Annotated in this window: 26 protein-coding genes; 16 read left to right on the top strand and 10 right to left on the bottom strand. The window is 63.3% G+C overall.

Annotation, left to right across the window (positions count from 1 at the left end):
* The first annotated feature begins 77 nt into the window (after positions 1–77).
* From dapF to AC0C6X_RS08225, 6 genes are all read left to right on the top strand, one after another.
* Positions 78–989 (top strand): diaminopimelate epimerase, encoded by a 912-nt coding sequence (dapF, locus tag AC0C6X_RS08250; RefSeq protein ID WP_247959409.1) that lies wholly within the window; start codon positions 78–80, stop codon positions 987–989.
* The gene (gene mtaB / locus AC0C6X_RS08245; RefSeq protein WP_247959408.1) at positions 986–2,260 is read left to right on the top strand and encodes a tRNA (N(6)-L-threonylcarbamoyladenosine(37)-C(2))-methylthiotransferase MtaB; all 1,275 of its coding nucleotides are present in this window, start codon (positions 986–988) and stop codon (positions 2,258–2,260) included. The genes dapF and mtaB overlap by 4 nt, the downstream gene beginning before the upstream one ends.
* Positions 2,261–2,278: 18 nt before the next feature.
* Complete coding sequence (gene ftsY, locus AC0C6X_RS08240; protein WP_472952526.1) at positions 2,279–4,012, top strand: signal recognition particle-docking protein FtsY; 1,734 nt, start codon at positions 2,279–2,281, stop codon at positions 4,010–4,012.
* A 99-nt stretch (positions 4,013–4,111) separates the two neighbouring features.
* A complete protein-coding gene (locus AC0C6X_RS08235; protein WP_472952525.1) occupies positions 4,112–4,744 on the top strand; it encodes a septation protein A in 633 nt (210 codons plus the stop codon).
* Positions 4,741–5,334 (top strand): DUF2585 domain-containing protein, encoded by a 594-nt coding sequence (locus AC0C6X_RS08230; protein ID WP_472952523.1) that lies wholly within the window; start codon positions 4,741–4,743, stop codon positions 5,332–5,334. The genes AC0C6X_RS08235 and AC0C6X_RS08230 overlap by 4 nt, the downstream gene beginning before the upstream one ends.
* 220 nt (positions 5,335–5,554) lie before the next feature.
* Positions 5,555–6,496 carry an IS110 family RNA-guided transposase gene (locus AC0C6X_RS08225; protein WP_472952521.1) on the top strand — a complete coding sequence of 314 codons (942 nt, stop codon included), beginning with the start codon at positions 5,555–5,557 and terminating at the stop codon, positions 6,494–6,496.
* An 18-nt stretch (positions 6,497–6,514) separates the two neighbouring features.
* Here AC0C6X_RS08225 and AC0C6X_RS08220 read toward each other — a convergent pair whose 3' ends face one another.
* The 5 genes from AC0C6X_RS08220 to ccmA form a co-directional block, all read right to left on the bottom strand.
* The gene (locus tag AC0C6X_RS08220; protein ID WP_472952519.1) at positions 6,515–7,123 is read right to left on the bottom strand and encodes a DsbE family thiol:disulfide interchange protein; all 609 of its coding nucleotides are present in this window, start codon (positions 7,121–7,123) and stop codon (positions 6,515–6,517) included.
* Positions 7,120–7,296 carry a heme exporter protein CcmD gene (gene ccmD, locus AC0C6X_RS08215; RefSeq protein WP_247959403.1) on the bottom strand — a complete coding sequence of 59 codons (177 nt, stop codon included), beginning with the start codon at positions 7,294–7,296 and terminating at the stop codon, positions 7,120–7,122. The genes AC0C6X_RS08220 and ccmD overlap by 4 nt, the downstream gene beginning before the upstream one ends.
* On the bottom strand, positions 7,293–8,063 hold the full coding sequence (locus AC0C6X_RS08210) for a heme ABC transporter permease (RefSeq protein ID WP_247959402.1): 771 nt from the start codon (positions 8,061–8,063) through the stop codon (positions 7,293–7,295). Before AC0C6X_RS08210 ends, ccmD begins: the two co-directional genes overlap by 4 nt.
* A 164-nt stretch (positions 8,064–8,227) precedes the next feature.
* On the bottom strand, positions 8,228–8,887 hold the full coding sequence (gene ccmB, locus AC0C6X_RS08205) for a heme exporter protein CcmB (protein ID WP_472952515.1): 660 nt from the start codon (positions 8,885–8,887) through the stop codon (positions 8,228–8,230).
* 51 nt (positions 8,888–8,938) lie between these two features.
* Positions 8,939–9,589, bottom strand: coding sequence for a heme ABC exporter ATP-binding protein CcmA (gene ccmA, locus AC0C6X_RS08200; RefSeq protein ID WP_472952513.1), 651 nt, complete (start codon positions 9,587–9,589; stop codon positions 8,939–8,941).
* A 269-nt stretch (positions 9,590–9,858) separates the two neighbouring features.
* Between ccmA and acnA the strand changes: the two genes are divergently transcribed.
* The 3 genes from acnA to AC0C6X_RS08185 all read left to right on the top strand — a co-directional run bounded on the left by acnA (position 9,859) and on the right by AC0C6X_RS08185 (position 14,251).
* Entirely contained in the window at positions 9,859–12,549 is a 2,691-nt protein-coding gene (gene acnA / locus AC0C6X_RS08195; RefSeq protein ID WP_247959399.1) for an aconitate hydratase AcnA, read from the top strand.
* A gap of 213 nt (positions 12,550–12,762) precedes the next feature.
* Positions 12,763–13,536 (top strand): DUF1223 domain-containing protein, encoded by a 774-nt coding sequence (locus tag AC0C6X_RS08190; RefSeq protein WP_247959398.1) that lies wholly within the window; start codon positions 12,763–12,765, stop codon positions 13,534–13,536.
* Between the two features lie 310 nt (positions 13,537–13,846).
* On the top strand, positions 13,847–14,251 hold the full coding sequence (locus AC0C6X_RS08185) for a DUF2794 domain-containing protein (RefSeq protein WP_247959397.1): 405 nt from the start codon (positions 13,847–13,849) through the stop codon (positions 14,249–14,251).
* Positions 14,252–14,474: 223 nt separating this feature from the next.
* On the opposite strand, the gene AC0C6X_RS08180 is transcribed toward AC0C6X_RS08185, so the two are convergent.
* The 4 genes from AC0C6X_RS08180 to AC0C6X_RS08165 all read right to left on the bottom strand — a co-directional run bounded on the left by AC0C6X_RS08180 (position 14,475) and on the right by AC0C6X_RS08165 (position 19,390).
* Positions 14,475–15,032: a GNAT family N-acetyltransferase gene (locus AC0C6X_RS08180; protein ID WP_173518202.1), complete on the bottom strand. Its 558-nt coding sequence runs from the start codon at positions 15,030–15,032 to the stop codon at positions 14,475–14,477.
* A gap of 121 nt (positions 15,033–15,153) precedes the next feature.
* Entirely contained in the window at positions 15,154–15,891 is a 738-nt protein-coding gene (locus AC0C6X_RS08175; protein WP_173517844.1) for a Bax inhibitor-1/YccA family protein, read from the bottom strand.
* Between the two features lie 224 nt (positions 15,892–16,115).
* Positions 16,116–18,668, bottom strand: coding sequence for an ABC transporter permease (locus AC0C6X_RS08170; RefSeq protein WP_472952510.1), 2,553 nt, complete (start codon positions 18,666–18,668; stop codon positions 16,116–16,118).
* Complete coding sequence (locus AC0C6X_RS08165) at positions 18,665–19,390, bottom strand: ABC transporter ATP-binding protein (RefSeq protein WP_173517846.1); 726 nt, start codon at positions 19,388–19,390, stop codon at positions 18,665–18,667. Before AC0C6X_RS08165 ends, AC0C6X_RS08170 begins: the two co-directional genes overlap by 4 nt.
* Positions 19,391–19,455: 65 nt before the next feature.
* On the opposite strand from AC0C6X_RS08165, the gene AC0C6X_RS08160 reads away from it, so the two are divergent.
* Both AC0C6X_RS08160 and thpR read left to right on the top strand, forming a co-directional pair.
* Positions 19,456–20,097, top strand: coding sequence for an arylesterase (locus tag AC0C6X_RS08160; RefSeq protein WP_173517847.1), 642 nt, complete (start codon positions 19,456–19,458; stop codon positions 20,095–20,097).
* Between the two features lie 114 nt (positions 20,098–20,211).
* Positions 20,212–20,802, top strand: coding sequence for an RNA 2',3'-cyclic phosphodiesterase (gene thpR / locus AC0C6X_RS08155; protein WP_173517848.1), 591 nt, complete (start codon positions 20,212–20,214; stop codon positions 20,800–20,802).
* Here thpR and AC0C6X_RS08150 read toward each other — a convergent pair.
* The gene (locus AC0C6X_RS08150; RefSeq protein WP_472952506.1) at positions 20,739–21,215 is read right to left on the bottom strand and encodes a low molecular weight protein-tyrosine-phosphatase; all 477 of its coding nucleotides are present in this window, start codon (positions 21,213–21,215) and stop codon (positions 20,739–20,741) included. The two genes, thpR and AC0C6X_RS08150, sit on opposite strands and share 64 nt — an antisense overlap.
* Positions 21,216–21,302: 87 nt before the next feature.
* Here AC0C6X_RS08150 and AC0C6X_RS08145 point away from each other — a divergent pair, with 87 nt between their 5' ends.
* The 5 genes from AC0C6X_RS08145 (at position 21,303) to rlmN (ending at position 24,468) form a co-directional block, all read left to right on the top strand.
* Positions 21,303–21,620: a 4a-hydroxytetrahydrobiopterin dehydratase gene (locus tag AC0C6X_RS08145; RefSeq protein WP_173517850.1), complete on the top strand. Its 318-nt coding sequence runs from the start codon at positions 21,303–21,305 to the stop codon at positions 21,618–21,620.
* 48 nt (positions 21,621–21,668) lie between these two features.
* A complete protein-coding gene (locus tag AC0C6X_RS08140; RefSeq protein ID WP_173517851.1) occupies positions 21,669–22,046 on the top strand; it encodes a YkvA family protein in 378 nt (125 codons plus the stop codon).
* 86 nt (positions 22,047–22,132) lie between these two features.
* The gene (locus AC0C6X_RS08135; protein ID WP_472952503.1) at positions 22,133–22,336 is read left to right on the top strand and encodes a hypothetical protein; all 204 of its coding nucleotides are present in this window, start codon (positions 22,133–22,135) and stop codon (positions 22,334–22,336) included.
* 106 nt (positions 22,337–22,442) lie between these two features.
* Entirely contained in the window at positions 22,443–22,946 is a 504-nt protein-coding gene (locus AC0C6X_RS08130; RefSeq protein ID WP_173517852.1) for an invasion associated locus B family protein, read from the top strand.
* Positions 22,947–23,232: 286 nt separating this feature from the next.
* Positions 23,233–24,468, top strand: a complete 1,236-nt coding sequence (gene rlmN, locus AC0C6X_RS08125) for a dual-specificity RNA methyltransferase RlmN (protein WP_472952501.1) — start codon at positions 23,233–23,235, stop codon at positions 24,466–24,468.
* Positions 24,469–24,489 lie beyond the last annotated feature (21 nt).

Raw genomic sequence — 24,489 nt, 5'->3', positions numbered from 1 at the left:
TTTCCGGGCTTTTCCGCCATATACAGCCCGAATGAAGGGTGCCTCGCTTGATGCAGGCCGGTTTGGACCATCGCCACATGACCGACAACGTGCAATTCGCCAGAATGAACGGGCTTGGAAACAAGATCCTCGTCGTCGACATGCGCGGCCGGAAGGATCGGGTGACGCCCGCAGCCGCGATCGCGCTCAATGCCGACCCGGCGACGGCCTTCGACCAGATCATGGCGATCCACGACCCGAAGGCGACCGGCACCGACGCCTGGATCGACATCGTCAATTGCGACGGCTCCATGGCCCAGGCCTGCGGCAACGGCACGCGCTGCGTCGTCCAGGCGCTTGCCGCAGAAACCGGCAAGAAGGCGTTCACCTTCCAGACCGTCGCCGGCATCCTGAATGCCGCGGAGCATGAGGACGGCACGATATCGGTCGATATGGGCAAGCCGGTCTTTGCCTGGAACAGGATCCCGCTTGCCGAGGAGTTCGCCGATACGAGCCGCATCGAATTGCAGATCGGCCCCATCGACAATCCCGTCCTGCATTCGCCCTCGGCCATGTCGATGGGCAATCCGCACGCGGTCTTCTGGGTCGACAAGGATCCGATGTCCTTCGATCTCGATCGCTTCGGTCCGCTGCTTGAAAACCATCCGATGTTCCCCGAGCGCGCCAACATCACGCTGGCACAGGTGCTTTCGCCGTCGTCGCTGCGCACCCGCACCTGGGAACGGGGTGCGGGGCTGACGCTGGCCTGCGGCTCTGCAGCCTGCGCCGCAGCGGTCAGCGCCGCGCGCACGGGTCGCACCGGCCGAAAGGTGACGATCGACGTCTCTTCCGCCCCTGCTCCGGCTAGGCTGACGATCGAATGGCGCGAGCGCGACGATCATGTGATAATGACCGGCCCGGCCGAATGGGAATGGTCCGGCACGCTGAACCCCTCCACCGGCACCTGGCAGCGCGACGAAACCGGGGCCAGCGGAGCGCAGGCGCTTTGAGCGGCGTCGAGGTCATAACCTTCGGCTGCCGCCTCAATACCTACGAATCCGAAGTGATGCGGGCGGAAGCCGAGAAGGCGGGGCTGAACAACGCCATCCTCGTCAACACCTGCGCCGTCACCGGCGAGGCGGTGCGCCAAGCGCGCCAGGCAATCCGCCGCGCGCGCCGCGACAATCCGCATGCCCGCATCATCGTCACCGGTTGCGCCGCGCAGACGGAAAAGGAGACCTTTGCCGGAATGGCCGAGGTCGACGCCGTGCTCGGCAACGAGGAAAAGCTCAAGAGCGCCTCCTATCGCGCCCTGCCCGATTTCGGCGTCTCGGCGGAAGAAAAGCTGCGCGTCAACGACATCATGAGCGTGCGCGCCACGGCACCGCAGATGGTCAAGCACATCGACGGCCACGTGCGCGCCTTCATCCAGGTGCAGAACGGCTGCGACCATCGCTGTACTTTCTGCATCATCCCCTATGGCCGCGGCAATTCCCGCTCCGTGCCGATGGGTGCCGTCGTCGACCAGGCGCGCAAGCTCGTCGGGGCAGGCTACTGCGAGATCGTGCTGACCGGTGTGGACGCCACCAGCTACGGCGCCGACCTGCCGGGCACGCCGACGCTCGGCCTGCTTGCCAAGACGCTGTTGAAGCAGGTGCCGGAGATCCGCCGCCTGCGGCTATCCTCGATCGACGGAATCGAAGCCGACAAGCACCTCTTCGACCTGATCGCCGACGAGGCGCGCTTCATGCCGCATCTGCACCTGTCGCTGCAGCATGGCGACGACCTGATCCTGAAGCGCATGAAACGCCGGCATTCGAGCGCCGATGCCCGCGCCTTCGCCGATCAAGTCCGTCGGCTGCGATCGGAGATCAGCCTCGGCGCCGACATGATCGCGGGTTTCCCGACGGAGACCGAGGAGATGTTCGAGAATGCTGCGAGGCTCGCTGAGGATTGCGGCATCGCGCATCTGCATGTGTTCCCCTATAGCCCGCGTCCGGGCACGCCGGCGGCACGCATGCCGCAGCTCGATCGCGGCCTCGTCAAGGATCGCGCCGCCCGCCTGCGCGCCGTCGGCGCAACGCTTTACGCGCAGCATCTCGAAGGCATGATCGGCAGCGAACAGACGATCCTGGTCGAGAACAACGGGCTCGCCCATACCGAAAACTTCACGCTCGTCGACGCCGCCGGCCTGAAAGCCCGCGCGCTTGTCCCGGTCACGATCACCGGCCACAATGGCAAGCATCTGACGATGCAGGTAAAACAGATGGCTGCGGCCTGATTTATGCGGAATTCCTGAATGGCAATGGGTTTCATCAAAAGGATCTTCACCTTCGGCAAGGGCGCGGTGGAGGAAACGAAGCCGCCGGAAGGTGTGCCTGACGAGACGATTGTCTCTTCGCCCGAGGCGGAGCGGCAGCCCGTGCCAAATGCTGAGGCAGTGGAACCGTCCGCCTCTGTCGCCGAGGCAGAGATCGTCGAGGAAAGCCCCGAGGCCGCCTTCGAACCGCCTGTCGACATCGAGACGCTGCCTCTCTCCGAGGACGATCCGGTGCTCGAAGCCGAGATCGAAACCGCCGGCGGACCGGCTTCGGATGACGCCGAAGAGCTGGCGCGTGACGAGATTGAAACCGCGATCGTCGAAGATGCTGCAGTACCCCCCTCTGTCCCTTCGGGACATCTCCCCCACAAGGGGGGAGAACAGGTGGAGACCGCGTCGACCTCCAATGACATGCCTGCAGCCATCGAGGCTGCGGAAACTATCTCTGCCGAGAAGCCGGCGGAATCCAAAGAAACCATCGTAGCCTCCCGCAAGGCCGAAACCGAAGCAAGCGACATCACGGCAGTCGAAACGCTTGTGCCTGACGCCGAGAGCGAGCCCAGCGCAATCTCCCCCCCTGTGGGGGAGATGCCCGGCAGGGCAGAGGGGGGTGAAGCCGTAGCCCTCCAAGAAAGCTCAGAGACCACAAAGAGCGACGCCGCGGAAACGACGGCCGACGTCGCACAAATCGAGGCAGGTGAAGCCGAGACAGCCTCCACCCCCGCCCTCCCCAAGGGCTTCTCGGCCGCCGAACGCAAACCCAGGGAAGAGCCGGCCGCCGCGCCGAAGGAAAAGCTCACCTGGTACCAGCGGCTGCGCCGCGGCCTCGCGCGCACCTCGTCGCAGCTCACCGGCCAGATCGCCAGCCTGTTCACCAAGCGCAAGCTCGACGAAGCGACGCTGCAGGATCTCGAGGACCTGTTGATCCAGGCCGACCTCGGCGTCGAGACGGCGATGCGCATCACCGACACGCTCGCCTCCGAGCGCTACGGCAAGGATGTTTCCGGCGAGGACGTCTCGCGCATCATGGCCGGCGAGATCACCAAGGTTCTTTCGCCCGTCGCCAAGCCGCTGGAGCTGGATCTCAGCCACAAGCCGCACGTCATCCTGGTGGTCGGCGTCAACGGCACCGGCAAGACCACGACGATCGGCAAGCTCGCCGCCAAACTTTCGGGCGCGGGCCTCAAGGTCATGCTCGCCGCCGGCGACACCTTCCGCGCCGCGGCGATCGAGCAGCTCAAGATCTGGGCGGAGCGCACCAAGTCCGACATCGTTTCCTCCAAGCTCGGCGCCGATGCGGCCGGCCTTGCCTATGAGGCCTTCCAGCAGGCGCGCGAGAAGAAGTCCGACGTCTTGATCATCGACACCGCCGGCCGCCTGCAGAACAAGGCGGAGCTGATGGCCGAGCTCGAAAAGATCGTCCGCGTGCTCGGCAAGCTCGATCCGGATGCGCCGCATACCGTGCTGCAGACCCTCGACGCCACCACCGGACAGAACGCCCTGCAGCAGGTCGAGATTTTCCGCAACGTCGCCGGCGTCAGCGGCCTGATCATGACCAAGCTCGACGGCACGGCGCGCGGCGGCATCCTCGTCGCCATCTCCGCCAAGCACAAGCTGCCGGTCTATTTCATCGGCGTCGGCGAAGGCGTCGACGATCTGGAACCGTTCGAGGCCAAGGATTTTGCCGAAGCGATCGCTGGCGTTGCCGCCTGACGAGGCGTTGCGCGTTTGCGTGAGACCGCCGTCTTGATATGGTTTTGCCGCAAAGCTGGTGTTATGAGCAGCAGGCACATGCGAAAACAGGACCCCCAGATGTCGACGATCGAGGCTACCAAGCCGCAGAAGGAAGTCAGCCCGTTGCTCAAGATGGTGCTGGAGCTTGGGCCTTTGATGGTCTTCTTCTTCGCCAATTCGCGCGGCGAATGGCTGGCCGGGCATTTCCCGGCGCTCGCCGAGCTCGGCGGTCCGATCTTCATCGCCACCGGGCTCTTCATGGCCGCGACCGCAATTGCGCTCGCCGTTTCCTGGATGCTCACCCGCACGCTGCCGATGATGCCGCTGATCTCGGGCATCGTCGTCTTCGTCTTCGGCGCGCTGACGCTCTGGCTGCAGAACGACACCTTCATTAAGATGAAGCCGACGATCGTCAACACGCTGTTCGGCGCGATCCTGCTCGGTGGCCTCCTGTTCGGCAAGTCACTGCTCGGCTACGTCTTCCACTCCGCCTTCAAGCTCGACGAACCCGGCTGGCGCAAACTGACGCTGCGCTGGGGCCTGTTCTTCCTGTTCCTGGCCATGCTCAATGAGGTGGTCTGGCGCTCGTTCTCGACCGATTTCTGGGTCGCCTTCAAGGTCTGGGGCACGATGCCGATCACCATTCTGTTCACGCTCGCCCAGATGCCATTGATCATGAAGCACTCGCTTGACCAGGAGCACGCCGAGTGAGCACCGCTATCGAGGAGAATGACAGCCGCAACCGTCGCGCACTCCTCTGGCTGGTCGCCTGTTTTGCGGTCCTCATCATCCAGATCATTACCCAGCATCTGATGGGACGTCTCTGGATCTGCGAGTGCGGCTACATCAAACTCTTCGAACCCGTGGTAAAATCCAGCGGCAACTCGCAGCACATCGCCGACTGGTACACGCCGTCCCACATCATCCACGGCTTCCTGTTCTACGGTCTCGGTCACCTGCTGTTGCGCGGCAAGCCGCTGTCGGCAAAGCTCTTCCTGGCGACGGTGATCGAATCCGCCTGGGAGATTGCCGAAAACACCCCCATGGTGATCAACCGCTATCGCTCGGCAACCATCTCGCTCGACTATTTCGGCGACAGCGTCCTCAATTCCACCATGGACACGCTGGCCATGGTCGCCGGCTTCCTGTTCGCCGCCCGCATGCCCATCTGGCTGACGATGACGGTCGCCATCGTCTTCGAGCTCTTCACCGGCTGGCTGATCCGCGACAATCTCACGCTCAACGTGCTGATGCTGGCCTGGCCACTCGATGCCATCAGGGAATGGCAGGCGGGGATTTAGGCGGGCGTCAGACTTCGGCTCCGCCCCTTGTGTGTAGCGAATCAGCGATTGTGTCGCCACCACGGACGCGAGGTGATCGCCTGGCGTTCGTGGTGGCGGTCGAGAGCCCGTCGCCCCTCAGGAGCCTAAACCGTGGATGAGCTGGGGCCTCGACCGCCTTCTTTTTGAACCCGAACAGTTGCAAGGGGCAAGCCCCCGCACCGCAAGGAAGGGACAAGAGATGGCAGAAGAGGGTCTGGTGGTCGGTATCGACGTCGCCAAGGGGTGGCTGGACGTTGCCATTCAGGAGACGGGCGAGAGCTTTCGCGTCGACAACGACGCGATCGGCTGGGCGGAGCTGTTGCAGCGGTTGAAGGGCCGGCGAGTGCGAGCGGTTGGCCTAGAGCCGAGCGGCGGCTATGAGCGCGACGTGAAACAGGCGCTGCGCAAGGCCGGGCTGCCGGTCAGGAACGTCAACCCGCACAAGCTGCGCCATTTCGCTCGGGCGCTCGGCCGGCTGGCCAAGAACGACCGTCTCGATGCGGCGGTCATCGCCCGCTACACCGCCGACATGCCGACCCGGGAGATGCGCGTCGATCCGCTCACCGAACAGCTCGCCGAGCTGGTCGGCGCCCGCCGCCAGCTCAGCGACGACAAGGTCAGCCTGAAAAACCAACTCGCGCAGGTGCGCGACCCGGTGGTCCGGCGCATCTTTGCCCGCCGGCTGCGCGGCATTGAGGCCAACATTCTCTTGCTTAACAAGCGGCTGGCCGAGCTCGTCGCCAGCGATGCCGGACTGGCCGAGAAGGATCGGCTGATCCAGTCCTTCAGGGGCGCCGGCCCGGTGCTCAGCCACACCCTGCTGGCGCTCGCCCCGGAGCTCGGCCAGGCGTCCAGGCGAGAGATCGCTGCGCTTGCCGGTCTGGCACCCTACGACCACGATACCGGCATCTTCCGCGGCCGCCGCAGCATCTGGGGCGGCCGGGCCGAGGTGCGCGGCGTGCTCTATATGGCGGCCCTGACCGCCTGCCGCTCAAATCCGGTCCTCAAGGTCTTCCACCAGCGGCTTCTTGCCGGCGGCAAGAAGCCGAAGGTCGCGCTCATCGCCGTCGCCCGCAAAATCCTCACCATTCTCAGTGCCATGCTGCGCGACGCCCGCCCATGGAGCCCCACGCTAGACTAGGCTGAAAAACACAGTTGCTCATCCCGCTGCCGCGACCTTCTCGATCGCCGGCAGCAGGCCGGTCTTGACGCTGTTCTCGTCGAACGGACCGACGCGCTTGTAGAGGATCGTACCATCCGGTCCGACGAGGTAGGATTCCGGGATGCCGTAGACACCCCAATCGATCGCCGCCTTGCCGCGCGGGTCGACGCCGATTGCGGCGAAGGGGTTGCCGAGTTCGCCGAGGAAGCGCAGGGCGTTCTCGTTCTGGTCCTTGTAGTTGATACCGACGACGGTGAGCCGCGGATCCTTGGACAGTTCCAGAATGAAGGGATGCTCCTGACGGCAGGGCACGCACCAGGAGGCCCAGACGTTGACGAGCGTCAGCTTGCCCTTGATCGCAGCATCGGTCAGCGCCGGCATCGGCTGGCCGTCGCGGGTCGCCCCTTCGAGCGCCGGCAGGTCGAGCTTCGGCGCCTTGGTGCCGATCAGTGCCGACGGGATCTCGCTCACATCCTTGCCGGAATTGAGCTGGCTCCAGAAGATCGCCGCAAGCCCGGCGAAGATGATGAGCGGCAGTGCCGCGAGCACGAAACGCAAGGGGCCGGGTTTGCGCTCTTCGCCGCCGGGCGCAGGGGTGCTGGTCATCGTGTCTCTCCCGATGCCGCTTCGGCCGAGCGCCGGCGAATGCCGGACGCTTCCAGCTCGGCGAGCTCACGCCGACGCGCGCGCCCATCGAGCACGACCCAGGCAATCAGGCCGAGGACGGTCAGCGTCGCTATTCCATAGCTCGTAAAGACGTAAACGGCGTGGCTCATCATTTCGTGCGGGCTCCCCTGCCGGCGCTGCGCGCCGCCAGACGGCGCAGCGCAGTGACGCGCCGGCGCAGGATTTCGTTGCGCATGGCGGCGATGTGCAGCGTGAAGAAGAGAAGCGTGAAGGCGATTGCCATCGCGATCAGCGGCCACAGGAACTCCGGATCGATCGTCGGCCCGTCGAGCCGCATGACGCTCGCCGGCTGATGCAGCGTGTTCCACCATTCGACCGAGAACTTGATGATCGGGATGTTGACGAAGCCGACCAGCACCAGCACCGCGGAAACCTTGGAAGAGCGTGCCGGATCGTCGATCGCGCGGTTGAGCGCCATCAGCCCCAGATACATCAGGAACAGCACGAAGACCGAAGTGAGCCGCGCGTCCCACACCCACCAGGTGCCCCACATCGGCTTGCCCCAGAGCGAACCGGTGACGAGCGCCAGGAAGGTGAAACAGGCCCCGATCGGCGCCGCCGCACGCGAGGAGACGTCGGCGAGCGGATGGCGCCAGACGAGCGTGCCGAGGGCTGCCAAGGCCATCACCGAATAACACATCATCGACAACCAGGCGGCGGGCACGTGCACATACATGATGCGCACTGTCTCGCCCTGCTGGTAGTCACCTTCGGTGGTGAAGGAAAGCCAGAGGCCGGCGACGAAGAACAGCGCCGTCAGGCCGGCAAGCCAAGGCAGCAGACGGTCGGCCAACGCCAGGAACCGTGTCGGGTTGGCGAGGTCACTGAATTTGCGGATGGCCAGGCTGTTTTCGCTCATGATGGCTCTTTAGCGCTTAAGCCCCTCTGCTGCAATTGATCCCCGTCAATCGGCCGATCACGATCAGTTTGGGCCGCCAATCATAAACGCGATCGATCTGAATGACTTAGCGCCGAGTGCGATGGAAAACCGCAAACAGTTTCAGCCGATCCGTTCCGGTTGCGTCAATCGGACGCGTGCCGAAGTGCGGCTGCGGCGGCAACTGGACCGATGACGGCGAAGAACAGGGTGATCGCCGCGAGGATCATCAAGGGCGGCAGGAACGGCGCCGGATCCTCGATCGCCGCATAGACCGCGCTGACGCCGAAGATCAGAACCGGGATCGCCAGCGGCAGCACCAGGATCGAAACGAGCAGCCCGCCGCGCGGCAGCGACACGGCGACGGCCGCGCCGACCGCGCCGATGAAGGTGATCGCCGGCGTGCCGATCAGAAGCGTCAGCATGGTGGCGCCGATCGCAATCTCGCTCATGTTCATGAAGAGGCCGAGCAAAGGCGAAGCGATCACCAGCGGCAGGCCGGTCGCCGCCCAATGGGCCGCGCATTTGACGAAGACGGTGAAGAGCAGCGGCGTCTCCTGCATCAGCATCAGATCGAGGGAACCGTCGTCCCGTTCCGCCTGGAACAGGCGGTCGAGGCCGAGCAGCGAGGCAAGCAGCGCGCCGATCCAGAGGATCGCCGGGCCGATGCGCGCAAGCAGGTTCAGGTCCGGGCCGACGCCGAAGGGAATGACCGCCACCACGGTCATGAAGAAGAGTACGCCGATCATAGCGCCACCGCCGGCACGGATCGACAGCTTCAGATCGCGGAGGAAGAGCGCCATCATGCCGCCAGTCTCGCGGCAGCGAGCGCGGACAGGCCTTCATGCATCATGCGCCTATGCATCATGCCAGAGCCCTCCCGTCAGATGCTCGAAGCCCTTCATGTGCAGCCCTTTCGTTTGGTCGAGCCCGAGCGGCTGATGCGTCGCCGCCACGACGATGCCGCCCTTGCCGAGATGCGCCTTCACCAGGTCTGCAAACAGCCGGTCGGCGCCGGCATCGAGCGCGGCCGTCGGCTCGTCGAGAATCCAGATAGGGCGGTAGGCGACGAGCAGCTTCGCCATCGCCATGCGGCGCTGCTGGCCGGCCGAGAGGTAGCCGAAGGGCAGGTGTGCTATGTCAGGCAGACCGACCGCCTCGACGGCCTCATGGAGAGCGAGGCCCTTGCCGCCGGGCGAATCGCTCATGAAACGCTGCCAAAAGGAAAGATTTTCTGCGACGGTCAGTTCGCGCTTCATCGCGTTGCGATGACCGAGATAGTGGCTGACCTCTGCGGGACTGGCTATTTCCGGGGGGCCATTCTCAAGTTTCAAGTGCCCGCGTTCGGGCCTCAGCAAACCTGCCAGAACCCGGAGCAAAGTGGACTTGCCCGAGCCGTTCGGACCCGTCACGACAAGGGCTTCGCCGGTATCAAGCGCAAAGGAAATATCGTTAAAAATCAGATCATCGCCGCGCTTCGCACTCAAACCTTCAGCCAGCAGGCGCATGAATATCTGTCTTCCCTTCGCGCGTGTTCCGCACAGCAAAAAAAGTTCCAATTGAACCTTCGTTGCTCTGGCACGTTTTGGAGAAATTATCTATAAGGCGGCCAACACGCCAGCGGTCGGCGTGAATTTCATCCTAGCGCCGAACATGGAATGAATTTCCACGTGCGGACAGCGGAAATGGCCGCACCCGCATCCCAATTTGCGCTTCACAGGCGCTCGGGCGTTCGTACGTCAGTTTTTGGCGATCAGACGGAACGGGGTATTATCCAGTGTCCAAATCCCTAGACAGCTTCAATTGTCGCTCCACGCTCACCGTCAACGGTGTGGACTACGTCTATTACAGCCTGCCCAAGGCTGAGGCGAACGGTCTCGCCGGCGTGTCCAGGCTCCCCTACTCGATGAAGGTTCTGCTCGAGAACCTGCTGCGCAACGAAGACGGCCGTTCCGTCACCAAGAAGGACATCGAGAACGTTGCCGCCTGGCTCAACGACAAGGGCACGGCTGAAAACGAAATCGCCTATCGTCCGGCCCGCGTGCTGATGCAGGACTTCACCGGCGTTCCCGCCGTCGTCGACCTCGCTGCCATGCGCGACGCCATGGTCTCGCTCGGCGGCGACCCGGAGAAGATCAACCCGCTCGTTCCCGTCGACCTCGTCATCGACCACTCGGTCATCGTCGACGAATTCGGCACGGCGACCGCCTTTGCCCGCAACGTCGAACTCGAATACCAGCGCAACGGCGAGCGCTACCGCTTCCTGAAGTGGGGCCAGCAGGCGTTCAAGAACTTCCGCGTCGTTCCGCCCGGCACCGGCATCTGTCACCAGGTCAATCTGGAGTATCTGGGCCAGACGGTCTGGACCCGCGAAGAAGACGGCGAAATCACCGCCTACCCGGATACCTGCGTCGGCACCGACAGCCACACCACCATGATCAACGGCCTCGGCGTTCTCGGCTGGGGCGTTGGCGGTATCGAGGCTGAAGCCGCAATGCTCGGCCAGCCGGTCTCCATGCTGCTGCCGGAAGTCATCGGCTTCAAGCTGACCGGCAAGCTGAAAGAGGGCGTCACCGCCACCGACCTCGTGCTCATGGTCGTTCAGATGCTGCGCAAGAAGGGCGTGGTTTCGAAGTTCGTCGAATTCTTCGGCCCGGGCCTCGACAACATGACGCTCGCCGACCGTGCGACCATCGGCAACATGGGTCCGGAATACGGCGCGACCTGCGGCTTCTTCCCGGTCGACAGCGAAACCATCAACTACCTCACCATGTCCGGCCGTGAAGAACAGCGCATCGCGCTGGTCGAAGCCTACTCCAAGGCGCAAGGCATGTGGCGCGAAGGCGACGGCGCCGATCTCGTCTTCACCGACACGCTCGAACTCGACCTCGGCGACGTCGTTCCGTCGATGGCCGGCCCGAAGCGTCCGGAAGGCCGCATCGCGCTCGAAAGCATCGCCTCCGGTTTCGCCACCGCGCTCGAAAACGACTACAAGAAGCCCGGCCAGCTTTCGAACCGTTATGCCGTCGAAGGCACGGATTACGACCTCGGCCATGGCGATGTCGCGATCGCCGCGATCACCTCATGCACCAACACCTCCAACCCGTCGGTGCTGATCGCAGCTGGCCTGCTCGCCCGCAACGCGGTTGCCAAGGGCCTGAAGTCCAAGCCCTGGGTCAAGACCTCGCTGGCACCGGGATCGCAGGTCGTCGGCGAATACCTCGCCAAGTCCGGCCTGCAGAAGGACCTCGATGCGCTCGGCTTCAACCTCGTCGGCTTCGGCTGCACGACCTGCATCGGCAACTCCGGACCGCTGCCGGGTCCGATCTCGAAGACGATCAACGACAAGGGCCTGATCGCCGCCGGCGTTCTCTCGGGCAACCGCAACTTCGAAGGCCGCATCTCTCCTGACGTTCAGGCGAACTACCTCGCTTCGCCGCCGCTCGTCGTCGCCTACGCGCTCGCGGGCTCCGTGCAGAAGGACCTGACCAAGGAGCCGATCGGCGAGGATAAGGACGGCACGCCGGTCTTCCTCAAGGACATCTGGCCGACCTCGAAGGAAATCCAGGAGTTCATCTTCAAGTACGTCACCCGCGAGCTCTACGCGACGAAGTACGCGGACGTCTTCAAGGGCGACGAAAACTGGCAGGCCGTTCAGGTTCCGGCCGGGCAGACCTACGCATGGGACGAGGGTTCGACCTATGTGCAGAACCCGCCGTACTTCGTCGGCATGGGCAAGGCCGGCTCCGGCATCTCCGACATCAAGGGCGCTCGCGTTCTCGGTCTCTTCGGCGACAAGATCACCACCGACCACATCTCCCCGGCCGGTTCGATCAAGGCCGCTTCGCCGGCTGGCTCCTACCTCATCGGTCATGGCGTCGGCGTTGCCGACTTCAACCAGTACGGTACGCGCCGCGGCAACCATGAGGTGATGATGCGCGGCACGTTTGCCAACATCCGCATCCGCAACCACATGCTCGGCCCGAATGGCAAGGAAGGTGGCTACACAATCCACTATCCGTCGAAGGAAGAGATGTCGATCTACGACGCGGCCATGCAGTACAAGGAAGAGGGCGTTCCGCTCGTCATCTTCGCCGGCGTCGAATACGGCAACGGCTCGTCGCGTGACTGGGCCGCGAAGGGCACCAACCTGCTGGGCGTCAAGGCCGTCATCGCGCAGTCCTTCGAGCGTATCCACCGCTCGAACCTCGTCGGCATGGGCGTCATCCCCTTCGTCTTCGAAGAGGGCACGACCTGGGAATCGCTGGGCCTCAAGGGTGATGAAGTCGTCACCATCGACAACCTCGCCAATGTCCAGCCGCGCGAGAAGCGCGTTGCCAAGATCACCTATGGCGACGGCAGCGTGAAGGAAGTTCCGCTGATCTGCCGCATCGATACGCTGGACGAAGTGACCTACGTCAACAATGGCGGCATCCTGCAGACCGTTCTGCGCGACCTGGCCGCCTGATCGGCCGCGGTCGACAGGCCGTAAAACATTGGAGCCGGGACGCCGAAAGGCGCCCCGGCTCTTTCTTCTCTGGCCGCCAAATGCCGGACGCCCGCAACAAGGCCGCACCCACCCGCGACCTCACTCCAACGTGACTTTCCGTTGATGCCTGGCCGGCGTATGTAATTAACTCCCCCACAAGGAGTAGGCCGACGGCCCCAACGAAGTGACGCCATGACATCCGCAGACCGTTCTTTCATTCGCCCTTTTGCACTGGCTTTCGGGCTGTTCACAGCCGCTGGTGCACCGGCCGGAGCACAGGACGGACAGGTGATCAAAGGCGTCGTTGAACTGTTCACCAGCCAGGGCTGTTCTTCTTGCCCGCCGGCGGACGCAGCGCTGAAGACCCTGGTCGATGACGGTGACGTCGTGGCGCTCGCCTATCACGTCGACTACTGGAACTATCTCGGCTGGGCCGACACGCTCGCCTCCAAGGAAAATACCGAGCGGCAATATGCCTATGCCCGCATGCTCGGTCGCAACGGCGTCTATACGCCCCAGGCCATTCTGAATGGCCGCGACCATCTCAACGGTGGCAACCTTCAGGCGATCAAGACGCGGCTGGAAACGATGAAGGCCGAAGGCAAGGGGCTTGCCGTACCCGTCGATGCGAAGATCCAGGACGAAGAGATCCAGATCAACATCGGCGGCGGCATCGGCAAGGCGAACGTCGTCGTCGTCTATTTCGACCGTGCGAAGGTCGTGAAGATGGAGAGGGGGGAGAACAGCGGCAAGGAAATCCCCTACTGGCATGCCGTGCGCGACATTCAGACCATCGGCATGTGGGATGGAAAACCGGCAAGCTTCACCCTTCCTGCAACGGTCCTGACCGAACGCCCCGGCAACAGTGGCTGTGCCGTTCTCTTGCAGTCGATGAAGGACAAGGAGACGCCGGGCGCGATCGTCGGCGCAACCGCCGTGCTCGCCGGTCCCCAGGGCAAACTCTAGCGCGAAGCGCGAGGGGGTGGTTCGGCCCGGCAGCATCGAGGGGCTGGGGCTGAGGGTTCGAAGTTACCGGACCGAACCGGCCATGGCTGCGTTCGGTGAACTCCCGCAGCATGACGACCTGACCGGACATACGGTGGCAACGACTCTGTCCGTCAGCGCCCGCGAGTTTTGCGGTGAATTGGGGCGGCGATTTGACTGAAATGGGGCAGAGGCAAGAAATGCCCTCATCGTCCAACGGCTTCCGGCTTGCTTTTCGGCTCACGTCAGGCACACTGTTATCGTTCTGTCACAACAGAAGGCCGGATTGCCGATGACCGATGAGCCGGATTTGCCGCAAGGCGAGGCGCGCCATCAGCGCGCGACCACTTCCGAAGTGGTTGTCGATCTTCACGAATACAAGAACGCCAAGAACCCTCCCCCCATCACTTTCCATCGCCGCGAGCTGGACCAAATCCTCTGGGTCTACGGTCGCATGGTCGGCGAGGGCGAGTGGCGGGACTACGCCATCGACCACCTGAAGGACCGAGCGGTCTTCTCGGTGTTCAAGCGATCGGGGGAGATGCCGCTCTACCGGATCGAGAAGAACCCGAAGCTGTCGACGAAGCAGGGCGCCTATAGCGTGCTGAACATTCACGGCACGATCCTGAAACGCGGCCACGAGCTCGCCCAAGTGCTCAAGGTGTTCGACAAGGTCCTGAAGCTGGTGGAAACCTGAGGCATGCCGCGCAAATGTGCGCAGCGGCTTTGCGCGACATGCGAAATATCAAGGTCTTAAAACGCAAAAAGCGATCCGAAAGATCGCGATACGCTTCAAGGCCCGATCTGCATCAGCAGCCCGGTGCGATGCGCAGCGGTTTCTGCCGGCGAATGGCTTTGGCCCGAACGCAAGGCTGACTGCAAGCAGCGCACGCCGAGCCTGCCGTCCGACCTGTCGGCAATCAGCTCTGATAGAGCGTGTCCGGATAGACGTCTTCCGGTGGATCGCTCGCCTGCCCCTCGCCGAGCGCGAGCTGCATGATCGCCGTATCGAGCCAGCGGCCATGCTTGAAGCCGGTCGCCTTCATCGTACCCTGGAGTTCGAAGCCGAGGGAGCGGTGCACCGCGATCGAGGCCGGATGGGCGCCGCCGATCACCGCGACCATCTGCCGAAAGCCGAGTTCCGTGCAGCGACGGATCAGTTCGGCGAGCAACGCCCTGCCGGCGCCCTTGCCGCGCGCTTCCGGCGCCAGATAGATCGAATCCTCGACCAGGAAGCGATAGGCCGTGCGCGTCCGGAAGGCGGACGCATAGGCATAGCCGATGATCGATCCGCTGGCGTTACATGCGACCATATAGGGGTAACCGTTGCCGACAATCGTCTCGAAGCGGCTTCGCATCTCCGCCTCCGAAGGGGGCACGATCTCATAGGTGGCGACACCGTTCAGGACGGATTCGCGGTAGATTCCGGTGATGACGGGAAGGTCGGCCAAGGTGGCGTCACGCAAACTCAGGGACATGGCGATAGACTGCATCTCGAGGTTTCATCGTCCTTCACTCCCACGGAGCCGGGACGCGATCAACATAAGTGGGCAACAAAAAAGGCGGCCGAAGCCGCCTTTTCCGTCATTCGTTTCGTGCTCAGTTGTTCCGGTTGCCCAGGAACTGCAGCAGGAACATGAACAGGTTGATGAAGTCGAGGTAGAGCGTCAGCGCGCCCATGATCGCCTTGCGGCCAGCAACGGTGCTGTCATCGGCTTCATAGTACATTTCCTTGATCTTCTGCGTGTCATAGGCGGTAAGGCCAGCGAAGATCAGCACACCGATTACGGAGATCGCGAAGCCGAGGGCCGACGAAGCAAGGAAGATGTTGACGATCGACGCGATGATCAGGCCGAAAAGGCCCATGATCAGAAACGTGCCGAAGCCCGACAGGTCCTTCTTGGTCGTGTAGCCGTAAAGCGACAGGGCGCCGAACGACGCGGCCGTGACGAAGAACGTCTGCACGATGCTCTGGCCGGTAAAGACCAGGAAGATCGACGACAGCGACAGGCCCATCAGGGCAGCGTAGATCCAGAACGCCGTCTGCGCTGCGGAGACGCTCATCGAATTGATGCGGAAGCTCATGAAGAAGACCATCGCCAGCGGCGCCAGCATCACGACCCACCGCAGAGGCGAACCGTAGATAAGTTGGGCGAATGCCGGATTGGAGACGGCAAGCGCATAGGTTCCGTAAGCTGCCACGCCGGTGATCGCCAGCCCCAGCGCCATCAGGTTGTAGACCTTCAGCATGTAAGCACGAAGGCCTTCATCGATCACGGCACCCGCCTGAGCGCCGGCGGGCGACATTCGGGTTTGGTAGTTTCTCAGATCAGCCATTGTTTCCTCATTTAAGCTCCGGTGGAAGTTACGGTGTCGGGCGGCGAACGGTCTCGCTCAGGAAGGCCGGCTTCCACGCCCAGGCGCCGCTGCGGAGCTCCAGCATGCCTGCGCATAAATATGATGCCGAAACCCGTTGCGTACAAGACCCGAAGCCCCTGGATTCGAACGCATCCGACCGTTTCCGGCAAGCGCGACGGGGATTTACGGTTAACTGCACCCACTCAGAGCTCGCGCAGAACCGGCGCCGCCTTCTGCCCGAGAATGCGCCACGTACCGGCAAGACCGATGCCAACGGTCATCACCAGGGCCCCGGCGACGGTCAGGATGGCGACATCCGGCAGGAAGCTTGACGGCAGCGTCATGATGCGGCTGACGACGAACCAGGCGGCAACACCGCCGGCAAACAGGGCGAAAACCGCGGTTGCAAGGCCGAGAATGGCATATTCGTAGCTGAAGGCCCGGATGAGGGTCGCGCGCGTCGCGCCCAGCGTTTTCAGGACGACCGCATCATGGACACGCGCCCGGTTGCCGGCGGCAAGCGCCCCGGCAAGCACCAGGACGGACGCCACGAGCGCCACCGCGGCCGCGGCCCGGATCGCCGTTGCCAACTGTCCGAGCAGCCCGTTCACGATGTCGAGAGCATCCTTCACACGCACGCTGGTGATCGTCGGATAGGCGTTGGTGACGGCTTTCAGCACCGCAGCCTCTTCTTCCGGCGTCGCTTCCGGATCGATGACCGTTGCCAGCCACGCATGCGGCGCACCGGCAAAGGTATTCGGCGAAAACACCATGACGAAGTTGATCGAAAGCGATTCCCACTCGACATTGCGGAAATTGGCGATCCTGGCGGTGATGTTGCGGCCGAGCACGTTGACGGTGACGGTGTCGCCGATCTTCAGGCCGAGTTCGCCGGCCTCTTCCGCCGAGAAGGAGACCAGGGGCTCGCCGCTATAGTCGGCCGGCCACCATGTGCCCTCGGACAGTGTCGAGTTCTCGGGCTTGTTCTTGGCATAGGTGATGCCGCGGTCGCCGCGCAGTACCCATTGGCCGCCGGGCGGAACGTTGCGGCTGTTCACGTGCTCGCCGTTGAAGGCGATGATGCGGCCGCGCAGCATCGGCACCTCGATGACCTTGCCCTTCGGGATCGTCCGCTTCAGCACCGAGCGGAAACCGTCGATCTCGCTGCCCTGGATATCGACGAAGAAGAAGTTCGGCGCCCGCTCCGCCATGTTGCCGGTGAGTTCGCGGCGCAGATTGCCGTCGATCAGCGCCAGCGTCACGAGCAGCGCCAGCCCGAGACCGAGCGACAACACGACGGAAGGCGTGAGCGCACCAGGGCGGTGAATGTTGCCGATAGCCAGCCGCAGGGCCGGCGAATTGACCCGCGGGCTGCGGCGCGCAAGCCAGGCGATCAGCAGCGCGACGACGCGCAGGACAATGAAGGCGAAGGCGATCGCGCCGAGGAACACCAGAGAAATATAGCGGTCGTAGGCCGTCCAGATCGCGAGCCCCGCCAGCGCGGCAAGACAGGCGACGGCGCCCAGCAAATAGGGCCATGCCGGAAAGCCCGAGGGGTCGAAACCCTGCTGGCGGAAGAGCGCGGTGGCCGGAATGGCCCGCGCCCGCCCGAGCGGCAGGATGGCGAAGGTCAACGCCGTCAGCACGCCGAAGAGCGCGGCAAGACCGAGAGCGCCCGGATAGAGATGAAACTCGGTCGAGATCGGCAGCAGGTCGGCGAGGAACTGCGCTGCGACAAAGGGGATCAGCATGCCGAGGATCAGGCCGATCTCGATGCCGATCAGGGCGATCATCAGGATCTGCGCCAGATAGATCATCGCCACCAGCGAGGCAGGAGCACCCAGGCACTTGAAGGTCGCAATGACGCTGCGCTTCTGATCGAGATAGGCGCGCACCGCGTTGGCAACGCCGACGCCGCCGACGATCAGCGCCGTCAGCCCGACGAGGGTCAGGAACTGCGAGAAGCGGGTGATGTTCGCCGTCAGTGACGGCGCGGCGTTGGCGCTGGTGCGGATCGACCAGCCGGCTGCCGGAAAGCGCTTCTCGGCATCGGCACGAATGGCCGGAAGCTGTGCCGGATCGGCGACCTTCACCTTGTAGCTGTGCTCGACCAGACTTCCCGTCTGCACCAGGCCACTGGCCGCAAGCGCTTCGGCCGAGATCATCAGGCGCGGCGCAAAGCCGAAGCCGTCGGACAAGGCGTCCGGCTCGCGCAGGATCGTGCCGGTGATTCGGATTTTGGCGTTGCCGAGAAGGATCTCGTCACCCATCTGTACGCCCAGGCGGTCGAGCAGCAGCGGTGCCACGATGGCGCCAAAGGTCTCGCCATCGCGCGCCAGCAGTTCACGCAGCGGACGGTTCGGCTCGCTTTCCAGTGCGCCGTAGAGCGGATAGGCGGCATCGACCGCCTTCACTTCGACCAGCGCCTGGTTGGAACCGTCGGGCAACCGCGCCATCGAGCGCAAGCCGGCGGAAACCGCAACGGTGCCGAGCGTGTCGAGATAGGCCCGCTCGCCGGTCGTCGCCACGCGGTTGTTGAGCTCGAAGCGGATGTCGCCGGCGAGCAGTTCCTGCCCCTGCGTAGCGATCGTCGCGGTGATCGATTGCGACAGCGAATTGACGCCGGCAATGGCCGCGGTGCCGAGCGCGATGCAGGCGAGGAATATGTAGAAACCTCGAAGCCCGCCGCGCATTTCGCGCAGCGCCAGGCGAAGGGCAAGCAGCGGCCGCAGCCGAACCGGTGACACGCCGTTCATGCCGAAGCCGCCTCCTGGCGCGGCGTCACCACAAGCGGCTCCGCCTCGCCGCCGGCGACGATTTCGCCGGAGCGGACGCGGACCTGCCGCACACAGCGTGCGGCAAGAGCCGCATCATGCGTCACGAGAACGAGTGTCATGCCGCGGTCACGCTGTTCGGCGAAAAGCAGATCGGCGATCTGGCGTCCGGTCTCGGCGTCGAGGTTACCGGTCGGCTCGTCGGCGATCAGCAGTTTCGGCGAAGGCGCCAAGGCGCGAGCGATCGCCACGCGCTGCTGCTCGCCGCCGGAGAGCTGGCCGGGATAGTGGCTGAGCCGCTCGCCGAGGCCGACGGCGACGAGTTCCTTGCGCGCGATCTCGAAGGCGCCCGCGACATTGGCGAGTTCGAGCGGCACCGCGACGTTTTCGAGCGCGGTCATGTTGGGGATGAGGTGGAAGGACTGGAAGACGATGCCGATGTTGCGCCCGCGGAAGTCCGCCACCCGGTCCTCGTCGAGCCGGTGCAACGGCGTGCCGTCGATGACGATTTCGCCGCTATCCAGCCGTTCGAGCCCGGCAAGCACCATCAACAGGGTCGACTTTCCCGAACCCGACGGACCGACGATGCCGACGGACTGGCCGGCGTTGATCGTGAGGTTCATGCCCTTCAGCACGTGCACCGAGGCTGCCGCCTCCCCGAGGGTCAGATCCGCGTTTTTGAGTTCGATGATGGTGCTGGCCAAGGGAAACAACCCTATATGAACGAAATGGGGAACAGAAACGGCATTCGGGATTTAGGAACAGGCCCATGGCATTAAAAGGATTTCAACGGGTTTTCTTGGCACTGATGATGACAATTGCGTTATCATCGACAGCGCGTGCCGAGACGATCAGCCTTGTGGGGTTCGGCGACAGCCTGATGGCCGGCTATCAGCTCCCGCCGCAGGACGCCTTCCCCGCTCGGCTCGAAAAGGCGCTGAAGGAAAAGGGCCTCGACGTGACGATCGCGAACGCCGGCGTTTCCGGCGACACCTCATCCGGCGGTCTTGCCCGCATCGACTGGTCTGTGCCTGATGGCACGAAGGGCGTGATCCTCGAGCTCGGCGCCAACGACGCGCTGCGCGGCATCCCGCCGGAAGCCACCCGCAAGAACATCGAGGCGATGATCACCCGGCTCAAGGACCGAGGCATAGCGGTGCTACTCGCCGGCATGATGGCGCCGCCGAACATGGGCGCGGACTACGCCGCCCGCTTCAACCCGATCTTTCCGGAGCTCGCCGAAAAATATGGGCTGGAACTCTACCCGTTCTTCCTCGACGGCGTGGTGACCGAGGCGAAGCTCAAGCTGGAAGACGGCATTCATCCCAATGGCGACGGCGTCGGCGTGATGGTCGAGAAGGCATTGCCCGTGGTCGAACGCTTTCTGGCAACATTGAATAAGACGGAGTGATGACATCGTCCACAGTTAAGAGAACGTTAATATTCGTAAGTGTCAAATACTAGTTGCGTGCAGACTCGATGCGTGATTCGCTGAGACATCTGCAAGAGATTCGGGGAGCTCGCCATGCCGAGACTATTCACCGCCCTCGAAATTCCGCGCAATGCAGCAATGAGTCTTTCGTTGCTGCGCGGAGGACTTCCCGGAGCTCGCTGGATAGATGTGGAGAACTACCACATCACCTTGCGCTTCATTGGTGACGTCGACTGGCGCACCGCCGACGAGATCATCGACAAGCTCGATCGGATCGAAAGACCGGAATTCCAGCTTCAATTGACCGGCACCGGCGCCTTCGGCTCCAAGAAACCGCATTCGGTCTGGGCCGGGGTCACTAACCAGCCGGAAATGTATGCGCTGCAGGCCGAAATCGAGCGCATCTGCCAGCGGCTCGGTCTGCAGCCGGATCCGCGCAAGTTCACACCGCATGTGACGCTCGCCCGGCTGCGCTCCAGCCGCGTCGAGGATGTCGTCGAATACCTCTCCGGGCGCGGCAACTTCATGACCTCGCTCTTCACCGTCTCGCGCTTCGTGCTTCTGTCATCGCGCGATTCGGTCGGTGGCGGGCCTTACCTCACGGAGGAGGTCTTCCCGCTTCACGAAGTGCGCTCGCCGAGCCTTACGAGCAACGACGAGCATCCGGCCTCCAGCATCTGGTAGAGCGCCTCGAAGGCGTCCGCGCCTTCGCAATAGGGGTCCGGCACGTCTTCGCTGCGGCCTGAGGCATAGTTCAGGAAAAGATGCACTTTCCCTGCCGCGCCTTCAGGCGCCAGCCGTTTCAGCGTGCGGACATTGTTCTCGTCCATGCCGAGGATCAGGTCGAAATCCCGGAAATCCTCGGCCCGGAGCTGGCGCCCGCGCTGGGCCGAGATATCGATCCCATGCCGACGCGCCGCCTGGATCGAGCGGCCGTCGGGCGGTTCGCCGATGTGCCAGGCACCGGTTCCGGCCGAATCCACCTGCAGCGCCGATGCCAATCCCTTTTGCTCCGCCAACGCACACAGCACGCCCTCGGCCAGCGGCGACCGGCAGATATTGCCGAGACAAACGAAAAGAACTCTGACCGGTTTCATGCTATTCAGTTTTGAAAGGCTGGAGACAGCGGACGCTTATACGCGACAGCTCGGTCTGAGAACAGGCGGATGCGAGGGAGAGAGACGATGACTGCGGAAAAGCTCGGCGAAGCGACGATTGCCGAAAACCTGCACAAGATGGAGGGCTGGGTCAGGGCCGAAGACGGTAACTCGATCTGGAAGGCCTTCCGCTTCAAGAATTTCGTCGAGGCCTTCGGTTTCATGACCGAGTGCGCGATCGTTGCCGAAAAACTCAACCATCATCCGGAATGGTTCAACGTCTACAACCGTGTCGACGTGACCCTGACGACCCATGACGCCGGCGGGTTGACGGAGCTGGACTTCAAGCTGGCGGCCCGGATGGACAAGGCGGCAGCGGGTCGCATGCCCGATCATTTGAAATAGGGAACACAAGTCCCATATTGAAAGCGCTGCAACAGCGGAAGCGGGACGATGGACGACATCAAGATCGGTGAAATTCTCTTGCCTGGCGAAGAATCCGAGCAGGAGCGCAGGGAAAAGCGTGTGAAGCGACGCTTCTGGCCGACGTTTCGCCGGGCAGCACGGCAGATCCCCTTCAGCCGCGACCTCGTCGCCGCCTATTACTGCGCCATCGATCCGCAAACGCCGACGCGGACCCGCGGCATCCTGCTTGCCGCACTCGCCTATTTCGTGCTGCCGATCGATATCATCCCCGACATGCTGGCTGTCGTCGGCTTCTCCGACGACGTCGCGGTGCTGACCGCGGCCTTCGCCGCCATCAGCGGCCAGATCAAGGAAACGCACTACACCAAGGCTGACGAGACCCTTGCCGACACTCCGCAAGATTGAACCGAGATTGGCCTCCTGGGTTGTGGCGCCCCATTCCCGCCAAAAAGTCAAACTCTTGCCCGATTCTTTGTGGCATAGACATGCGAATGGGGTCGGTCGCGCGCTTTGGCGCGTTCGGCGTCATTCAATGGCTTGGGCAGGAATCCTTCCGGAACAGCATTCCGAAGTACCGCGAATCCGACATCGATCCTTGGTCCGGCGAAGGTACGAATCACCGGTCGAACGGCGCCGGACAATGGAGCAAATTGTTCCGTTTCGGGGCTAAACCGGCGGTTTTCGACCATCGTTGACGGTTTGGTAACCTGAATTAAGTCAAAACAAACTCAAATGATGACGACGCGTCGCCCGTCTGACCTGTTTCGGGTGATCGAAGAGCAAGAAAAGCGGCAGGACCTCATGTTTGTAAGAAAGATCGCAACCGCAATCGCATTCGTTCTGGCAACCGCCAGCATGGCTGCCGCCCAGTCTCCGACGCGCATCCAGCAGTTCAACGCCTGGGGCGCCTATTCCTACAATGCCGGCGGCGGCAAGGTCTGCTACGTCCTCTCGGTTCCGAAGGAAAAGAGCCCGGCCGGCGTCGACCACGGCGACATCTTCTTCCTCGTATCCCAGCGCCCGGGCCAGAACATCAGCTACGAACCGCAGGCGATGATGGGCTACCCGCTTCAGGAGAACTCCAAGGTCAACGTCGTCATCGACGGCCGCACCTTCGTGATGTTCACCAAGGGCAACTCCGCCTGGGTCGAAAACGCGGCGGAAGAACCGGCGCTCGTTGCCGCGATGAAGAACGGCAAGGCCATGGCGGTCAACGCCAAGTCGCGCAAGGGCACGGCAACCTCCTATTCCTATTCGCTCTCGGGCATTTCCGCTGCGCTGAAGCAGATCGAGGCCTGCAAGTAATCCAGCCATGTCGCGCAAAACTGTGCAGCGGTCTTGCAACACGATTGCGTGACGTCTGAAGGCGAAAAACCAGGCATGGGGCCGGCTGCGAAGCCGGCCTTCTGCGTTCCCGGGGTCTGCCGCGTGACTCCCGGCCAAAACAATGCTAAAGCGCGGCCCAACTTGAGAGCCTCCGCGCCCCGATTGGCCGCTTTCGATGGCTCGACCGATTTCAATTCGCGCATCAGGACGATTTCCGGACCCGCTCTCCGGACGGCCTCACGCCGTATGACAGGACATCACGAGCATGGCAGCCACTGAAATTTTGAACCGGGTGGAGATTGTCAAGACGCCGCAGGTGCGCGCAACGCCCCAGGCGGAAAAGCCGTCGCTGATCGGCCTCCTGCGCGAGGACATGGCAAAGGCGCTGGTCGAACGGGGCGTGCCGGAGCGCCAGGTCAAGATGCGCGTCAGCCAGCTCTGGCATTGGCTCTATGTGCGCGGCGTCTCCGACTTCGACCATATGACGAACGTGTCGAAGGACATGCGCGAGATGCTGAAACAGCATTTCACCATCGCCCGGCCGGAAATCGTCGAGGAGCAGATCTCCGGCGACGGCACCCGCAAGTGGCTGTTGCGCTTCCCGGCGCGCGGCGCCGGCCGCCCGGTGGAGATCGAGACCGTCTACATTCCCGAGGAAGGCCGCGGCACGCTCTGCATTTCGAGCCAGGTCGGCTGCACGCTCACCTGCTCCTTCTGTCACACCGGCACGCAGAAGCTGGTGCGCAACCTGACGGCGGAGGAAATTCTGGCGCAGTTGCTGCTCGCGCGCGACCGCCTCGGCGATTTCCCGGAGCGCGACACGCCGCAGGGCGCGATCGTGCCGGCCGAGGGCCGCAAGATCACCAACATCGTCATGATGGGCATGGGCGAGCCGCTCTACAATTTCGCTGAGGTCAAGACCGCCCTTCTGATCGCGTCCGACGGCGAGGGCTTGTCGCTTTCCAAGCGCCGCATCACGCTTTCGACCTCCGGCATCGTGCCGGAGATCTACCGCACCGGCGAAGAGATCGGCGTCATGCTGGCGATCTCGCTGCATGCGGTGCGCGACGACCTGCGCGACCTGCTGGTGCCGATCAACAAGAAGTATCCGCTGAAGGAACTGATGGAGGCCTGCCGCGCCTATCCGGGCCTTTCGAACGCCCGCCGCATCACCTTCGAATATGTGATGCTGAAGGACGTCAACGACAGCCTGGAAGACGCCAAGGAACTGGTGAAGCTCCTGAAGGGCGTTCCGGCGAAGATCAACCTGATCCCGTTCAACCCCTGGCCGGGCACCAACTACCAGTGTTCCGACTGGGAGCAGATCGAGAAGTTCGCCGACTTCATCAACCAGGCGGGCTACGCCTCGCCGATCCGCACGCCGCGTGGCCGCGACATCCTCGCCGCCTGCGGCCAGTTGAAGTCCGAATCCGAGCGCATGCGCAAGGTCGATCGCCTGGCCTTCGAGGCGATGATGATCGCCAATCACGGTGAAGACTGAGATCGAGGGAGACAATACAAG

The organism is Ensifer sp. VA4, from assembly GCF_055710065.1.
Note: the sequence above shows the minus strand (reverse complement) of the source record. Positions and strands in the feature narration are given on the sequence as shown.

Coding starts and splice junctions, on each gene's coding strand:
- ccmD (WP_247959403.1), bottom strand. CDS start 7,296: ATGATGAGCCACGCCGTTTACGTCTTTACGAGCTATGGAATAGCGACG.
- AC0C6X_RS08175 (WP_173517844.1), bottom strand. CDS start 15,891: ATGGCTGATCTGAGAAACTACCAAACCCGAATGTCGCCCGCCGGCGCT.
- AC0C6X_RS08180 (WP_173518202.1), bottom strand. CDS start 15,032: ATGTCCCTGAGTTTGCGTGACGCCACCTTGGCCGACCTTCCCGTCATC.
- AC0C6X_RS08135 (WP_472952503.1), top strand. CDS start 22,133: ATGGGGTCGGTCGCGCGCTTTGGCGCGTTCGGCGTCATTCAATGGCTT.
- AC0C6X_RS08150 (WP_472952506.1), bottom strand. CDS start 21,215: ATGAAACCGGTCAGAGTTCTTTTCGTTTGTCTCGGCAATATCTGCCGG.
- AC0C6X_RS08130 (WP_173517852.1), top strand. CDS start 22,443: ATGTTTGTAAGAAAGATCGCAACCGCAATCGCATTCGTTCTGGCAACC.
- AC0C6X_RS08220 (WP_472952519.1), bottom strand. CDS start 7,123: ATGACCAGCACCCCTGCGCCCGGCGGCGAAGAGCGCAAACCCGGCCCC.
- AC0C6X_RS08145 (WP_173517850.1), top strand. CDS start 21,303: ATGACTGCGGAAAAGCTCGGCGAAGCGACGATTGCCGAAAACCTGCAC.
- AC0C6X_RS08185 (WP_247959397.1), top strand. CDS start 13,847: ATGACCGATGAGCCGGATTTGCCGCAAGGCGAGGCGCGCCATCAGCGC.
- ftsY (WP_472952526.1), top strand. CDS start 2,279: ATGGCAATGGGTTTCATCAAAAGGATCTTCACCTTCGGCAAGGGCGCG.
- AC0C6X_RS08190 (WP_247959398.1), top strand. CDS start 12,763: ATGACATCCGCAGACCGTTCTTTCATTCGCCCTTTTGCACTGGCTTTC.
- ccmA (WP_472952513.1), bottom strand. CDS start 9,589: ATGCGCCTGCTGGCTGAAGGTTTGAGTGCGAAGCGCGGCGATGATCTG.
- AC0C6X_RS08235 (WP_472952525.1), top strand. CDS start 4,112: ATGTCGACGATCGAGGCTACCAAGCCGCAGAAGGAAGTCAGCCCGTTG.
- thpR (WP_173517848.1), top strand. CDS start 20,212: ATGCCGAGACTATTCACCGCCCTCGAAATTCCGCGCAATGCAGCAATG.
- AC0C6X_RS08160 (WP_173517847.1), top strand. CDS start 19,456: ATGGCATTAAAAGGATTTCAACGGGTTTTCTTGGCACTGATGATGACA.
- AC0C6X_RS08170 (WP_472952510.1), bottom strand. CDS start 18,668: ATGAACGGCGTGTCACCGGTTCGGCTGCGGCCGCTGCTTGCCCTTCGC.
- dapF (WP_247959409.1), top strand. CDS start 78: ATGACCGACAACGTGCAATTCGCCAGAATGAACGGGCTTGGAAACAAG.
- AC0C6X_RS08225 (WP_472952521.1), top strand. CDS start 5,555: ATGGCAGAAGAGGGTCTGGTGGTCGGTATCGACGTCGCCAAGGGGTGG.
- AC0C6X_RS08210 (WP_247959402.1), bottom strand. CDS start 8,063: ATGAGCGAAAACAGCCTGGCCATCCGCAAATTCAGTGACCTCGCCAAC.
- AC0C6X_RS08140 (WP_173517851.1), top strand. CDS start 21,669: ATGGACGACATCAAGATCGGTGAAATTCTCTTGCCTGGCGAAGAATCC.
- ccmB (WP_472952515.1), bottom strand. CDS start 8,887: ATGATGGCGCTCTTCCTCCGCGATCTGAAGCTGTCGATCCGTGCCGGC.
- rlmN (WP_472952501.1), top strand. CDS start 23,233: ATGGCAGCCACTGAAATTTTGAACCGGGTGGAGATTGTCAAGACGCCG.